The following is a 14,466-nucleotide window of genomic DNA, read 5'->3' as shown; positions in this document are numbered from 1 at the left end:
ACCCACCGATGTCGATCGACCCGTATCAACAGCCGATCGGCGGGAACAGCCCACCCACAGCGGCGTGAACCGCGACAACTGAAGACGTGAGCACCGGGGCATCACCATGCCCCGGTGCTCACGGCTGTCTACTGTCAGAACGCTACTGTCAGAACGTGAGCGTGAGTCGCCCGTTCTCGTCGCTGATGTGAACAGTTCGCCCGATCGACGGAGGGTTGTCACCGCGAAGCTGGGTCAGTTCGGAGGCATTCTCGGGACCGGTGTGACCGGCGACGCGGCGGCCGTCCGGCGTTGCCGCGATCACGAACCCGATCTCAGGCTCCCCGGTGCGACCGTATTCGACAGAGGCAGTGACGATTTCTGCAGTGCCCTGGTAATCGGTGATCAGTTCCGGAGCCTCCGCGGTCAAAGCGCGTGCGTCGGGATCACCGACGTACCCGCCAGCGTGAGCGGCGGCCGACAACAGTACGCAGTGCTGGTAGGTGAGGAATCCACCGTTGCCGTGGACGAGGGCAAGGTTCGCGCCGTCGCGAATTCGCCTGGTGACTTCAGCGACGGAATGCAGGGTGTAGCTGTTGAGCGGTCCGCCGAAGAACGAGTGTCCTCCGGTGACGCTTGGGATCGCGGTATCGGGAAGTCCGAGTTCGCGGATCAACAGCTTGGGCACGATCGGGAAGCAGCTGTAGGCATCGACGATGTCGAGTGCGTCGGCGCAGACTCCGGCACCATCGAGTGTGCGATGTACGGCGTCATGCATCGCGGCCGAGCTGTCGAAGCTGTTGCGGCTGAGGATGTCCAACGGATCACTCGCACCAGCGCCGCCCCAGAGGTACACCAGCTTGTTTTCATCGATCCCGAACTCGCGGGCCGTCGACAACGAGCAGACGACAACGGCCGCAGCCTGATTGACGAAAGGCATGGCGTTGAGCATCAGCGGGTACGGCTCGGAGACCATCCGATTGCCGGGGCCGACGGTGCCGATCTCGTCTGCCGATCGGATCTCCGACGTCCAGGAGGCGGGATTCTTCGAAGCCAGTTCCGAGAATGCGGCGTACATCCGCGCGGACCAGTCGAGCGATTCACGGGCGTCGTGGCCCTCGGCAGCGCTGAAACAGTTCTCGAAGAGCGGGTAGACGCGCGTAGGCACGATGAAACCGGCGCGCTGCATTTCAGGGCTTCCCAGGTCGGTCGGATCGAATCCGGGAGGCCCACCCGGCGCGGCTGTCCACCCGATCGAGTCGGGGGCGACTCCGGACTTTCGCAGGGCGGTACTGCTGGCGTGCGATTCGCCGCCCACGAGCAGAGCAGCCGAGGATTCACCGCGAGCGATGGCCGCGCCGATCCGATCGAGGAGCGCCGCGGGCCAGTGGCCACCGATCGGCGAGGTAGAGGTGACCGTGGGGGTCGCGCCTAATCGTGAGGCAAGCAGCCCGGGGAGATCGTCGTACGACCAGCTGACTGTCTTGATCGCGAACACGGAATCGATCTGTGTTCCCAGTTCAGCGTGTCCACTGTCGTTCAACGCGGCGACGGTGGCGTCGTGAATCAGATCGAGGGGTTCGCGGTGCCCGTCGGCAGGATTCCAGCGCAGATCGCCGACGCCGACGATGACCGGGATTCGTGATGCGTCAACCATCATGTACCTCTCGTTGCCGACCCGTAGCCGGGAGTTGCAGTCACGATATCGGGGACCCTGGTATGTGTAACTCTGGGGTCACAGTCAACAATTTTCGGGTTCCTATTTAGGTATGCCTAACGAAAGTCCTATACTCGTCTTCATGACAGCTGTGGCAGAGAGAATTTCGGTGCCCGTGGGGCCGCGTTCCATCGATCACCCCTACTCGATGACAACGGTGACTCTGAAGCTCTCTCATCAGCGGCAGTGGGCCCCGCATCGTCATCCTGAACATGAGCTGATCTGGGGAAACTCCGGTGGAATGCTCACGGTTGTCGCTGACGGCATCACTTGGGAGGTGCCGCCTTCGGCCGGACTGTGGCTGCCTGCCGGGGCGTTGCATGCCGTGAAGGCAGGTCCGGGTACGGAGTTCTTCTGCACCTACTTCCGGCCCGAGGCTCACGCCGCGCCGTCGGGTGTTCCGGGCTTGTTCGGTGTCAGCGCTCTCCTGCGTGAGGTACTCCTGCACATGCATCGGCGGAACATGCCCGACGAGGCGCGCAGTCGCGCCGAGCGGGTGGCCTTCGACATGTTGCAGCCGCTCGAAGTTGCTGCGGTGGAGGTTCCGATGCCGACCGATCCGCGAGCGTTGTTCGTCGCCGAAGCGTTGGTCGCCAATCCGGCAGACCAGCGGTCGCTGTCCGAATGGGCGCTGACGGCTGGCGGTAGCGTCCGTACGCTGACGCGTGTGTTCGCGCAGGGCACTGGAATGACTTTTGCGCAGTGGCGAATTCAGGTACGTGTCCGCGCAGCATTGACGTATTTAGCTGCTGGAGTTCCGGTTTCGGTTGTCAGTAGGCGGGTCGGATACGAAACTCCGAGTGCTTTTGTCGCAGTGTTCCGCCGGGTCACCGGCCGTACGCCCGGCAGCATGATGAACAAGGGGAGTGTGGCGCCCGAATCGGTGCCGTACCTTCTGCACGCATGAGTTGGGTTGCACCGGGCGGAAGTGCTCGGTGCAACCGTCGCGGTCAACTCCGCGGAGCGGACCACGCTTCCCACAGCTCCGCGTACCGACCCCCGAGGTTGACCAACTCGTCGTGAGAGCCGTGCTCGACGACGCGGCCGTCGTCCATCACCAGGATCTGATCGGCGTCGACGGCCTGTGAGAGTCGGTGTGCCACTGTGACAGCAGTGCGACCCCGGGTCAGAGCGAGAGCGGCATCGTCGAGGACCCTGGCTCCGGCGCTGCCCGCTTCGGCGGTCGCCTCGTCGAGAATCAGCAGCGGCGGATCCAGTAATTCGATTCTTGCCAAGGCAAGTTGTTGGGCCTGTGTTGCGGTCAGCCGGTGTCCACCGTCTCCGACCACGGTTTCGAGTCCGTCCGGGAGAGCCCGCAGCCAATCCGACGCGCCGACGGTATCGAGCGCCGCGGTGATGTCGTTGTCGGTTGCCGACGGGTCGGCCAGCCGCAGATCCTCGGCCAACGTGCCGGCGAAGACGTGGACCTCCTGAGTCACGAGGGCCACCGCGCTCCGAGATGTCGACGGTGGCAGTTCGTTCCGGGGCACCGTCCCGATCTTCACGACGCCTTCGGTCGGTTCGTAGGTTCCCGCGATCAGCTTTGCGACTGTAGATTTTCCGGCTCCGGTAGCGCCCACCAGTGCGGTGACGCTTCCTGCCGGAATGGTGATGTCGATGTCTCGCAGAACAGGAGCGTCGCCGCTTCGGTACGAGAACGTGACGCGTTCCAAAGATGCTGAGCTGTCGACAGGTTCCTGCGGATCGGTCGGTGCGGATGGCACGGGCGCAAGGGTGACTCCGACCAGCCGAGCCAACGCTATTGTGCCTTCCTGCAATTCGTCGAACACGCTGAGAACTGCGCCCACCGGATCGAAGAGGCGGTGGAAGAACAGGGCTGCGGCGGTGGCGGCGCCGATGCTGATCTGACCGTCCTTCACCAGCCAGAAGCCTGTGATCAGCACGGCGGAGAGGCCGATGAACTCCGCGATGTTGAGCCGGCCGAAGAACCTGGTGCGTAGACGCGTGGTCAACAAGCTCAGGCGGACGGCGGCCATCGATCGAGATTCGATCTGTTCGAGATGCGGCTGGGCCAGGCGAAGCGATCCGACGGTGTCGGAGTTGCTCAGCGAGTCCAGGAGCTGTTGCGCACGTGCACCTTCTGCCTCCCGCTCCTCGCGGTAGACCGGTGCCGACCTCGAGAGGTACCAACGCAGCGCCTGGATCTGGATGGGTGCCGCGATCACCGCGGCGACGGCGAATCTCCAATCGAGGCTACCCAAGCCAATCAGCGTCAACACGATGGTCAGTGCCGCGGTGGCAAAAACCGGAAGTGCTTCGGATACGGCCCGGGTCACCAACCGCACGTCGCCGGTGATGCGGGAGACGAGATCTCCGCGCCCGGCGCGTTCGACGTCGCTCTGCGGAAGGTCGAGAACCCGGACGACGACTTCTTCGCGAAGGTCGGCGACAACGCGCTCGCCGACGCCGGCGAGCAGGTAGTTGCTCACTCCGACGAGAAAGGATGAGGCAACCGCGATACCGACCAACGCGAGAGTCAGTGTGCCGATGCGAGAGACAGCGTCGCCGTCTGCGTCGGTCACGGCGTCGACCATGGCGCCGAGGACCAGCGGTGTGAGCAGACCGATCGCGGTCGCGGCGGTCAGGGTGACGACTGCTGCGATCGCGGAAATCCGGTGGGGTCCCATCAACCGAAGTGCCGCGCGGCGCGCTTGTTTCGGTGTTGCGGTGGGGAGTAGTTCGTTCACAGCTCGATCACCCGATCGCAGATATCGAGCAGCACGGGGCTGCTGGTCAGAAGTATTGTGGCGTGCGCCCCGCGTACCTCGGCGATCCCGCGAGCAATGCGCGCTTCGGTGACGGAGTCGACGGCAGTGGTGGGATCGTGCAGGACCAGGACGGGAGCTTCGCTCGCCAGTGCCCTCGCCAACGCGATGCGCTGACGCTGACCGCCGGACAAAGAATTCCCTTGCTCGGTGACTCGGGTTGCGAGGCCGAGCGGCAGTGCCGAGATCACTTGATCTGCCGCAGCAGCGGCGATGGCCTCGTCGTTGCGGCTGCCGATCGGTGCGAGGGCGTCGATGTTGTCGCCGACTGTGCCGATGAACAGTGCCGCGTCGTGCGGTGCTGCCAGAACGTGAGTGCGAAGTTCGTCGATGTGCAGCTCGTGAATGGCGTTGTCGCCGAGATGAATTGTTCCGCTCGAAGGCTCGATTCGACGCGCCAGTGCGTCGACCAACGCATCCGCCCATGTGGCATTCTCGGTGACGATGCCGATGATCTCGCCGCGTTTGACGTCGAGATCGACTGGTGACGCTCCGGCCAACACGACGTCGCGCAGCGTCAGGAACTCGGAGTGATTCAGGGACACAGGTTCACCCGCGGGAGTCACAGCCTCGGTGGTCCCGAGAAGTGCTGCGACGCGGTTGGCGGAAGCACGCGCCCGTGCCAGACCGGCGCCGAAGTAGATGATGTCGATCAACGGACCCCGAAGGAACTGTGCCAGACCAACCACGGCAACGAATTCACCGACCGAGATGCTCCCGGACGCTGCCATCCGTCCGCCCACGTACGCGATGACAGCGAGGAAAGCGCCGGCGATCGCAACATTGGCGGCGGAGTACATCGCTTGGTATCTCTGTGCGCGAAGGGTTGCTTCCAACGAAGTCCGGCTGGCTCCCCGATACCGCTGCGCTGCAGCATCTCCGGCGCCGATTCCGGAGAGGATTCGGAGTCCGGAGAGTAGATCCGCGGCTAGCGCGCCGGCCTTGGCGCCCTGCCACTGATCGGTTTCGGCTCGGCGTTCGAGCGGCCGACTGACCACCTGCATGAGAGCCAGCACCGGGGGAGTGCCGAGGATGACGAGCAGGCCGAGTGGCACCGAGATCACCAGTAGCGAAATCGCGGCGGTCAGCACTCCGCAGGCGGCCGCAAGTTTGGTGCTCAGCGTGTGCGTGAATCCGGCCACCGAACCCGCGTCGGATGTTGCAATCGAGTAGACCTCGCCCGGCATACGCCGCGGCGACATGCCGTGCGGATCGAGGCCTCGGCGCGCGATGTCCATCCGCAAGCGATGTGCTCCGTGCTCGGTGACGGAATCGGAGATGCGCGCCGCGAAGCGCCAACTGAGCAACAAGCCGGTGAAGAGAATTCCGAGAACGAGGATCCACTTTCCGAGTGCGGCGGCATCGTTGGTCGCCACAGCACGGTCGATGACCGCACCGATCACCACCGGCACCAACGCTTCCGCGACCTGGTGGCCGGTGAAGCCGACGGACGCGGCCGCCAGCTTGGCTCCGCGACCTTCGGAAGCGATCGCGCGTGTGATTACCTGACGCGGCGTGATCGCCGGGCTGGTTGGGGGACCGTTTGTCTCGGCCGAAAGAAGTGGTGTCGAAGGCACTGGGTCCACGCTAGGGATCGTGGGCGGTAGTCAGAAGTCACACCGGTGCCAATACTTGTCGTGAACAGGCCATACGTATTGCGTTGGCCGAATTGCGATAGTAGTTGGCCCCGTTGCAGCGGAGAAGGCATCGACTCATCGACGACACTGCAATAAATTAAGGTCTACCTTACTTAGCACGGGTTAACTATGTCCGGAAGTCGGATAGATCCTCGTGTTCGGGTCCGGTTCATGTTCCATCGATGTTGGAGATTGTTGTGAGTCTTGTGTTCGGCGAGGTACTTCACAAGGAGTACGTGACCCCGGGAATGGTTCGTATCGTGTTCGGTGGGGAGGAGCTGACCGCCTTCGAAACCACCGGTACCGGTGACGAATACCTGCGCCTCCACTTCCCGGTCCCGGCTACAGGCAAGTTCGTTCTTCCGGCGGAAGATCCGGATGCACCGCGCGGTTGGCGATACCCGGAGGGAGAGGAACCGTCCCCGTGCCAGCCGTACACCGTGCGACGGTTCGATTCCGAAACCAGCCGCATGACGATCGACTTCGTCGTTCACGAGGGTGGTATCGCCAGCGACTGGGCGCAGAAGGCCGAGATCGGTGACAAGTTGGCGATCGGCGAGTCTCGTGGCCTCTACGAGCCCCCGGCCGACGCACGCTGGCAGGTGTTCGTCGCCGACGCGACTGGACTCCCCGCACTCGGGCGCTTGATCGAACAGTTGCCCGCCGGGATGTCGGCCAAGGCGATCGTCGAGGTGGTGGACGAGTCTCACAAGCAACAGATCACCTCGTCGGCCGACGTCGAGTTCATCTGGCTGGTCGGCAGTGGCAACGGTGTTGCACCGTCGAAGTTGCCGGACGCGGTTCGCGCGATGAACCTGCCCACCGAACTCGGATACGTGTGGGTTGCAGGCGAGAGCACGATGCTCCGTGACATCCGCAAGTACCTTCGCCACGAACTGAAGTTGCCGGGTGAGCAGTACAAGGTCATCGGCTACTGGACGTACAAAGCCGAGGTGTGGAACGCGAAGTACGAGGCCCTCGACGAAAGTGTCCGCGCGGCACTCGATGCGGCCTGGGAATCGGACCGCGACGAGGAAGAGATCCGCGACGAGGTCGAGAAGACTCTAGAGAGCGCCGGCTTGTGACCGTTGGATTCGACAAGAGTGCTGTCGACAGCGGTGCGGCGGACAAGAGCGCAGTCGACAAACACACCGAAGAACTGATCGACGAGTCGCTGCACGAGAAGCAGAAGCAACCGGACGGGCTGGTATCGACCAACTCTCGTCGTATGGCGGGTCTTCTGGTGTGCCTGGTGGTGCTCGCCGCCGTGCTCCTGCTGAGTATCGCGGTGGGATCGAAGACCATTCCGTTCGGCACCGTGATCGACGCGCTGGTGAACTACGACGATTCCAATGATCACGTGATCATCCGTGATCTGCGGCTACCTCGTACTCTGCTCGGTCTGATAGTCGGTATGGCACTGGGTGTGGCCGGTGGCCTCATCCAGGCGATGACACGAAATCCCTTGGCTGATCCAGGAATTCTCGGTGTCAATGCCGGCGCGGGCTTCGCGATGGTCGTTGCCGTCGCGGTCTTCGGCTTGACCAGCATCTGGTCGTACATCTGGTTCGCGTTCCTCGGAGCGGTGATAGCCACGGCGATCGTCTACACGCTGGGCTCGATCGGTCGAGGTGGTGCGACGCCCATTCGGCTGACGCTTGCCGGTGTTGCCATCGGCTCCGTGCTCGGCGGCATCTCGTCCGGGATCACCTTGCTCAACCCGACCGCCTTCGACCAGATGCGCCAGTGGAATGCCGGCTCACTCAGCGGGCGTTCGTTGGAAATCGTTCTGGCCGTTGCCCCATTCATTCTCATCGGGCTCTTCCTGGCGCTCGCGTTGGCGCGCCAACTCAACGCGGTGGCCCTGGGTGACGATCTGGCACGTTCGCTCGGTGCCAACATCACTCGTACTCGCATCCTCGGTGTCATCGCGGTGACATTGCTGTGCGGCGCGGCGACAGCTGCGGCCGGGCCGATCGGATTCGTCGGTTTGATGGTTCCGCACGTCGCGAGATGGTTCGTCGGACCGGATCAGCGATGGATTCTCCCGTACACGTTGGTGTGCTCGCCGATTCTTCTTCTCTTCTCCGACGTCGTCGGCCGAATCGTGCTGCGCCCGGGTGAACTTCAGGTCGGCATCGTCACGGCCTTCATCGGCGCTCCGGTGCTGATCATGCTGGTGCGTCGAAGCAAGGTGAGCGGTCTGTGAGCATCGATTTCGGGCGCGCCACCACGGTGGTGCGCTCACCCAAAGAAGGCTGGTCCGCGCGGATCGACGTCCGCACGGTCACAGTCTGCCTCGTCCTCGTTGCGCTTGCATTGGCCATCGGTGTCATCGCGCTCGGTAGTGGTGACTACCAAGTGCCGATCGGGGACGTCCTCGGTGCACTGTTCGGCGAAGCCCCCGCGCGTATCCACATGGTCGTCGTGGAATGGCGTCTGCCCCGAGTTCTGTTGGCGCTGATGCTCGGTGCGGCGCTCGGTATGAGCGGTGCGATCTTCCAATCGCTGACCAGGAACCCGTTGGGTAGCCCGGACATCATCGGCTTCAACTCCGGTGCGTACACGGGCGCTCTGGTGGTCATCCTCCTCATCGGTGGTACTTACTACGAGATCGCAGTCGGTGCTCTGGTGGGCGGAATCGCCACCGCAGCAGTTGTTTATCTCCTTGCGTACAAGCGAGGTGTGCAGGGATTCCGGTTGATCATCGTCGGTATCGCCATCAGCGCGATGTTGGGCTCGGTCAACACCTGGATGATCCTCAAGGCGAAACTTGACGACGCCATGGCTGCCGCAGTGTGGGGTGCCGGTTCGTTGAACGGCCTCGGCTGGACTCAGGTGTGGCCGGTGGTCGTCGTGCTGGCCATCCTCGTTCCGCTGATCCTGGTGTTGGGCAGGCGGATGCAGATGCTCGAGATGGGCGACGACGCCGCCAAGGCGCTCGGCGTCCGGGCCGAACCCACGCGGCTTTCCCTGGTTGTTCTCGGCGTCGCCCTGACGGCCATGGTGACAGCAGCGGCCGGTCCCATCGGGTTCGTCTCTCTTGCGGCTCCGCAGTTGGTGAGGCGATTGACCGGTAGTGCCGGAGTGACCCTGCTGCCGTCGGCAGCAATGGGTGGCGCGTTGCTGATGGTCAGCGACTGGGTGGCGCAGCGAGCTTTCGCGCCGACACAGTTGCCGGTCGGCGTCGTCACCGTCTCCATCGGTGGCATCTATTTCGTATGGCTTCTCGCGCGAGAGGCACGTAAGCAGTGATCGGTGAAGGAACGAGGAACAGCGTGAACGAGACAAGTACGGCCGCCGTCGTGGTCGAAAGGACGAATCGGCTTCGCGCCGAGGACGTCACGATCGGTTACGACAAGCGCGTCATCTCGGAACACCTCGACGTCGAAATCCCCGACGGTGGCTTCACCGTCATCGTCGGTCCCAATGCCTGCGGCAAGTCGACGCTTCTGCGTGCGCTGTCCCGGTTGCTCAAGCCGACCACCGGCAAGGTCCTTCTCGACGGTAAGGCGATCACGTCGTACCCGGCAAAGGAAGTTGCGAGGCGACTCGGGCTTCTGCCGCAGACGTCGATCGCGCCGGACGGAATCAAAGTCGCCGATCTGGTTGCGCGAGGGCGTTATCCGCACCAGAAGCTGATCCGCCAGTGGTCCCGAGAGGACGAGGCCGCCGTCATCAAGGCGATGGAGGCAACCAAGGTCACGGATCTGTCGGCCAGGCCGGTCGACGAACTGTCCGGTGGTCAGCGCCAACGTGTCTGGGTAGCTATGGTTCTCGCGCAGCAGACTCCGTTGGTGCTGCTGGACGAGCCGACGACGTTCCTCGACATCGCGCACCAGATCGAGCTGTTGGAGCTGTGCCGCGATCTGAACGAGAACGACGGACACACGCTGGTGGCGGTGCTTCACGATCTCAATCACGCGTGCCGCTACGGAACTCACATCATCGCGATGAAGGACGGCGCGGTGGTCGCCGAGGGTCCGCCCGAGGAGATCATCACCGAAGAACTGGTGCAGGAGGTGTTCGGCATGGCGTGCCGCATCATCGACGATCCGGTTTCCCACACACCGCTGGTCATTCCGCTGGGACGCGAGCGTCAGCGGAACAACGAAGGAGCAAAGGTATGACACTCGTCCTGGATGCGCAGGTTACCGACACGGAGTGGGCTCAGATCGTCGACCGCATTTCGCGACGCCGATTCTTCGGTGGCGCAGCTGGTGTGGCTGCAGCATTGGCGCTGAGCGCCTGCGGAAGCTCCGATGGCGAATCCGACTCTGCCAGTGACACTCTCCCGTACACGTGGGCCGAGTTCAGCGGCGACGTTCCGCGCGACCCGAAGCGTGTGGTGGTGCTCGACGGCCGCGTCGACCTCGAATTCGCGATGATGATGGACTACCCGATCGTCGGATCGGGCAACTTCTGGTTCCCCGACGCCAAGGCAGGATTCCAGTTTCCCGGCCGCACCATCGAGGACGCGAGCTTCGTCAACGTCGCCGGCGACTTCTCCACCAACTTCGAGGCTCTGCTCGCTCTCGAGCCCGATCTGATCGTCATCACTGCGATCGGATACACCAGTGACTGGTACGGCACCGAGCGCTTGTCTTCCATCGCGCCGCTGTTGGTCGTCGGCGACGACGTCGAACCGATTGCCGGGCACCCGGTCGACTGGCGAGGTGCTCTGATGGCGCAGGCGAGCCAGCTCGACCGGGTGACGATCGCCGAGGCTTCCATTGCGGAGTACGACGACAAGCTCGCGAGACTGCGACCGATGTTGCAGGAGAAGCTGGGCGGAAAGAAGATCGTGTTCGGCGTTCAGACGCCGACGGGCTTCCTTGTGCATCAGCGGAATCTGCGAATCAGTGTTGCACTCGATGCCGGCCTGGACGTGCTTTTCCGTGACGACGACAATGCAGAGAACTCGTTCGAGTTGTCGTTCGAGCAACTCGACACCTTGGCTCCGGCGGATGTGATCATCGCCCAAGCACGCGATCAGGAAGCGCTCGACGCGATCAAGTCGCAGCCGACGTGGCAGCGGTTGCCTGCAGTTCAAGCGGGCAACGTGTTGACCAGCGACGCGCGATACAACCAAGGATTTGCGCTCACCGCGGCCATCTTCCTCGACGTTCTCGAGGAAGCGGCCGGACGAATCACTGCTGGGCAGTAATTCAGGCGACGTTGCGGGCCTGGTCGAGTAGTTGTGCAACCTGCTCGAACCAGGCGCCGTAATTGGCGTAGGTGTTGGGACGCTTGTCGTCGAAGTCGATCACCTGGTTCGCGGTCACCGCGGGCAGCTTGACGAACACGGGTGATGCCGCGAATGCCTCTGCCGACTTCGCGAACTGGAACACGATGTCCGCCGGATAGTCCGGTACCTGTTCCCAGCTGAGATCGGCCCAGCCCTTGTCACCTCCCGGACCGGTGAACTTCACGCCCAGTTCCTTCAGGTAACCGAACTGAGCGAGCGCCGTTGTGCCTGCGTACAACTCGGAGCTGTCACCGTTCAGGGCGAGGACTTCGATGTCGTCGACCTTGGCCGCAGCAGTTCGGATGCGCTCTGCGCCGGATTCGAATGCTTCCTTGTCTTCGCGTGCTGCCACTGTGTCGGTGTCCCCGCCGAGAGCTTCGGCGAGTGAGGCGTACTCGTTCAACACGTCCGGTGTCGAGGCTCCGGAGAATTTGACGCCGACGAACGGTGCAACATTGTTGACGGTCTTGCCCATCGGCTCGTCCCACCAAGTCCATCGCGTCGGGTCGTCGCTGTTGCCGTACCCGATGACCAGGTCTGGGTCCAGCGCCGCAAGAGCTTCCGCGCTGAGTTCACCTTCACGGCCGACGACGGTCATCGTCGACTCGTCAGCGCGATCGGTGACGTCTGGATTGCCGACGCCGTAACCGAAGATGCCGACCGGCCGAATGCCGTAGTCCCACAGAGCCGCAGCGGAGTACGCGTCGACGACGATCCGCTCCGGGGCGTGGTCGAGGGTGATCGTGTTTCCGTATCCCGTTGTGTAACTCCAGGACTGGTCGGCAGACCTGGTCTCGGTAGAGGGCGCTGCGTCGCTACTTCCGCAACCGGCGAGTAGGAGCGTGGCGACGGCGGGCAGTGCGGCGAAGCCGGCGAGCCGGCGATTGATTTTCATGAGAACCTTCCGAACATGGCGAACTAAGCTAGGTAAGCCTAACCTGACATGTCATTCGGGTGTTCTTGGGGTCAGTTGCCCTGCCACATCTGAAGCCATTCGCTCCAGGACGGGGGAGTGATCGTTGGTCGAGGTGTTCCGCCACGAAGTCCGTCGAGCATGAAGTCGAGATAGCGCGTGTGTATTTCGGTGGCTCGATCACCCTCGATCGGCAGAGTCGGCCGCAGATGCACTGTCATGAGCATGACGTCTGCAGCAGTGAAGTCGGGCGGGACTTCGCGAGCGTCGATGCAGACGTCGACCATCGATTGCAGTGCGGCCTCCAGTTCTTCGGCGGCACGAGTGACTTCGGCGTGTTCAGGTAACTTGCCGCCGAGGACCGGAATGAGCGGTCCCACTGATTCGGTGAGATATCGCGAGAAGAATGTCTTCAATACCGCTTCATCGGTTTTCGCCGTGCTCATGCACTCTCGGGCGAGGGTGGCGAGGTGGTCGATCGCCCAGACACGCAGGGATTGCGCCAGTTCCTCCTTGCCTCGGTATCGGCGATAGATGCTGCCGACACCCACGCCGGCCCGTGCGGCAATGGCCGATACCGGTGCATTCCAACCCTGTTCGGCAAAAATCTCGCGCGCCGCTCGCAGTACGGTGACGTCGTTGTCTGCGGCTTCTCGGGCGCGTCCGGGGAGGCTCGCATTCTCTTTCGCCATTCCCACAGGCTAGCAATGCATGGTTTACTCAATCGGAACGGAGTGTTCCGTTCCGGTTGAAATCATGATTGGAGGAAGGTGTCGATGACGACCTTGATAGAGGCGCCCACGCGATCCGGGAGCCGGGTGATCGCCGCCCTGGCGGGGGCGGTACTCGTCTACTCGCTCATGCAGACCATGCTGGTACCGGCGTTGCCGGTGTTGGGTGAGCATTTCGACACGTCTGTGGCGGTGACCGGCTGGATCCTGACGGCGTACCTGTTGGCGGCCGCGGTGATGGCTCCGATAGTCGGCGCGATGGGTGACCGATTCGGCGACAAGCGAGTCCTGGTGATCGTCCTGATCATCTTCGCTCTCGCGACATTTGCCGCGGCGGCCGCCCCGAATATCGGGGTGCTGCTTGTCGTTCGAGCTGTCCAGGGAGTGAGTATGGCGAGCTTCCCGCTCGCGATGGCAGTACTGCGGAGAACGGTAGTAGGTCCCGAGTTGTCTTCAGGGATAGGTTGGCTCGCTGGGACTTTGGGAATCGGCGCCGGAAGTGCGCTGGTGATCGGCGGTGTCATCCTCGAGTATCTCAGTTGGCAGTGGTTGTTCGTGATCACCGGGATCTTGATCGTGCTCGCATTGGTCGCGGTGGTGGCCGTGGTTCCGGGTTCGCATCGCCGCCCGGGTATGCCGACGGACTGGGCCGGTGCCGGAGCTCTGGCGTTCGGATTGGTGAGCCTGCTCTTGGCGATCACGAAAGCCTCCGACTGGGGAGTTTTTTCGCTCGGATTCTGGGGTCTGGTGGTAGTCGCGTTCGTTTCGTTCGCGACACTGATTGCCGTCGATTCCCGCCACGACGCGCCGATCGTCGACATGCGAGTTTTTCGGGACAAGCCGATGATGATCACCAGCGCACTCACCCTGGTGTTCGGGTTCGTGCCGTACATTTTCTACCTCTGTCTGCCGCGGATCCTCCAGGCGCCGGAAACGTCCACGTATGGAAGCGGATTCACCGTTGTGCAGACCGGCTTGGCGCTCTTGCCCGCCGCTGTCCTCGTCTTTCTCGGTGGCCGCTTGACGCCGGCTCTCGCGCGGCGATTCGGGCCGCGGGTGCCCGCTGTCATAGCGCTGGCCCTCATGGCGGCGGGCGCAGTCGGACTCGCGATCTGGCCGAGTTCGGTGGTTGCGATCGTGGCGTTCTTTTCCCTCGTCGGATTGGGGAACGGCGTGGGGTTCGCGGTCTGTGCTCTGTTGGTTGCCTCGATCGTCCCGCCATCGGAAATGGCAGCAGCCAGTGGAGTCAACAGTGTGATCAGAACCGTCGGTTCGGCGGTGGGCGCCCCGGTGACCACAGCGGTCCTGGCGATCGGCATTTCCGGCGACTCGTTCGCGCTGGCGTTCGTGATGGGTGCCGTCATCAGTGTTGTCGCGTGTCTGCCGGCGATTGCACTTCCAGCGACGAGGACTGCACAAAAGGCGTGACTTATTGTAGGCTCCCCTAATCGAGAC

General features: G+C 63.1%; 12 protein-coding genes. 7 read left to right on the top strand and 5 right to left on the bottom strand.

Annotation, left to right across the window (positions count from 1 at the left end; translation table 11 throughout):
• Positions 1-148 precede the first annotated feature (148 nt).
• Positions 149-1,639: an acetyl-CoA acetyltransferase gene (locus tag RWT78_RS12550; protein ID WP_314675955.1), complete on the bottom strand. Its 1,491-nt coding sequence runs from the start codon at positions 1,637-1,639 to the stop codon at positions 149-151.
• A 139-nt stretch (positions 1,640-1,778) separates the two neighbouring features.
• On the opposite strand from RWT78_RS12550, the gene RWT78_RS12545 reads away from it, so the two are divergent.
• Positions 1,779-2,603: an AraC family transcriptional regulator gene (locus RWT78_RS12545; RefSeq protein ID WP_003946247.1), complete on the top strand. Its 825-nt coding sequence runs from the start codon at positions 1,779-1,781 to the stop codon at positions 2,601-2,603.
• A gap of 43 nt (positions 2,604-2,646) precedes the next feature.
• On the opposite strand, the gene RWT78_RS12540 is transcribed toward RWT78_RS12545, so the two are convergent.
• Both RWT78_RS12540 and RWT78_RS12535 read right to left on the bottom strand, forming a co-directional pair.
• A complete protein-coding gene (locus RWT78_RS12540; protein WP_314675952.1) occupies positions 2,647-4,404 on the bottom strand; it encodes an ABC transporter ATP-binding protein in 1,758 nt (585 codons plus the stop codon).
• Positions 4,401-6,059 (bottom strand): ABC transporter ATP-binding protein, encoded by a 1,659-nt coding sequence (locus RWT78_RS12535; RefSeq protein WP_241199025.1) that lies wholly within the window; start codon positions 6,057-6,059, stop codon positions 4,401-4,403. Before RWT78_RS12535 ends, RWT78_RS12540 begins: the two co-directional genes overlap by 4 nt.
• 257 nt (positions 6,060-6,316) lie before the next feature.
• Between RWT78_RS12535 and RWT78_RS12530 the strand changes: the two genes are divergently transcribed.
• The 5 genes from RWT78_RS12530 to RWT78_RS12510 are packed head-to-tail and all read left to right on the top strand — an operon-like array spanning position 6,317 to position 11,286.
• Positions 6,317-7,204 carry a siderophore-interacting protein gene (locus RWT78_RS12530; RefSeq protein WP_003946220.1) on the top strand — a complete coding sequence of 296 codons (888 nt, stop codon included), beginning with the start codon at positions 6,317-6,319 and terminating at the stop codon, positions 7,202-7,204.
• Positions 7,201-8,328: a Fe(3+)-siderophore ABC transporter permease gene (locus RWT78_RS12525; RefSeq protein ID WP_003946222.1), complete on the top strand. Its 1,128-nt coding sequence runs from the start codon at positions 7,201-7,203 to the stop codon at positions 8,326-8,328. The genes RWT78_RS12530 and RWT78_RS12525 overlap by 4 nt, the downstream gene beginning before the upstream one ends.
• Positions 8,325-9,374 (top strand): iron-enterobactin ABC transporter permease, encoded by a 1,050-nt coding sequence (gene fepG, locus RWT78_RS12520; protein WP_003946259.1) that lies wholly within the window; start codon positions 8,325-8,327, stop codon positions 9,372-9,374. The genes RWT78_RS12525 and fepG overlap by 4 nt, the downstream gene beginning before the upstream one ends.
• 23 nt (positions 9,375-9,397) lie before the next feature.
• On the top strand, positions 9,398-10,249 hold the full coding sequence (locus RWT78_RS12515; RefSeq protein WP_314675943.1) for an ABC transporter ATP-binding protein: 852 nt from the start codon (positions 9,398-9,400) through the stop codon (positions 10,247-10,249).
• A complete protein-coding gene (locus RWT78_RS12510; protein ID WP_054827505.1) occupies positions 10,246-11,286 on the top strand; it encodes an ABC transporter substrate-binding protein in 1,041 nt (346 codons plus the stop codon). Before RWT78_RS12515 ends, RWT78_RS12510 begins: the two co-directional genes overlap by 4 nt.
• 1 nt (position 11,287) lies before the next feature.
• Here the strand turns inward: RWT78_RS12510 and RWT78_RS12505 are convergent, their stop codons facing one another.
• Entirely contained in the window at positions 11,288-12,262 is a 975-nt protein-coding gene (locus tag RWT78_RS12505) for an ABC transporter substrate-binding protein (protein ID WP_099697987.1), read from the bottom strand.
• Between the two features lie 71 nt (positions 12,263-12,333).
• A complete protein-coding gene (locus RWT78_RS12500) occupies positions 12,334-12,972 on the bottom strand; it encodes a TetR/AcrR family transcriptional regulator (protein WP_003946215.1) in 639 nt (212 codons plus the stop codon).
• A gap of 84 nt (positions 12,973-13,056) precedes the next feature.
• On the opposite strand from RWT78_RS12500, the gene RWT78_RS12495 reads away from it, so the two are divergent.
• Positions 13,057-14,439, top strand: coding sequence for an MFS transporter (locus RWT78_RS12495; RefSeq protein WP_314675937.1), 1,383 nt, complete (start codon positions 13,057-13,059; stop codon positions 14,437-14,439).
• Positions 14,440-14,466 lie beyond the last annotated feature (27 nt).

The organism is uncultured Rhodococcus sp., from assembly GCF_963525155.1.
GTDB lineage: Bacteria > Actinomycetota > Actinomycetes > Mycobacteriales > Mycobacteriaceae > Rhodococcus_F > Rhodococcus_F qingshengii.
Note: the sequence above shows the minus strand (reverse complement) of the source record. Positions and strands in the feature narration are given on the sequence as shown.

What these genes read in the sequence shown, in the direction of transcription:
- RWT78_RS12550 (WP_314675955.1), bottom strand. Translation starts at nt 1,639, where the DNA reads ATGATGGTTGACGCATCACGAATCCCGGTCATCGTCGGCGTCGGCGAT.
- RWT78_RS12505 (WP_099697987.1), bottom strand. Translation starts at nt 12,262, where the DNA reads ATGAAAATCAATCGCCGGCTCGCCGGCTTCGCCGCACTGCCCGCCGTC.
- RWT78_RS12495 (WP_314675937.1), top strand. Translation starts at nt 13,057, where the DNA reads ATGACGACCTTGATAGAGGCGCCCACGCGATCCGGGAGCCGGGTGATC.
- RWT78_RS12500 (WP_003946215.1), bottom strand. Translation starts at nt 12,972, where the DNA reads ATGGCGAAAGAGAATGCGAGCCTCCCCGGACGCGCCCGAGAAGCCGCA.
- RWT78_RS12545 (WP_003946247.1), top strand. Translation starts at nt 1,779, where the DNA reads ATGACAGCTGTGGCAGAGAGAATTTCGGTGCCCGTGGGGCCGCGTTCC.
- RWT78_RS12510 (WP_054827505.1), top strand. Translation starts at nt 10,246, where the DNA reads ATGACACTCGTCCTGGATGCGCAGGTTACCGACACGGAGTGGGCTCAG.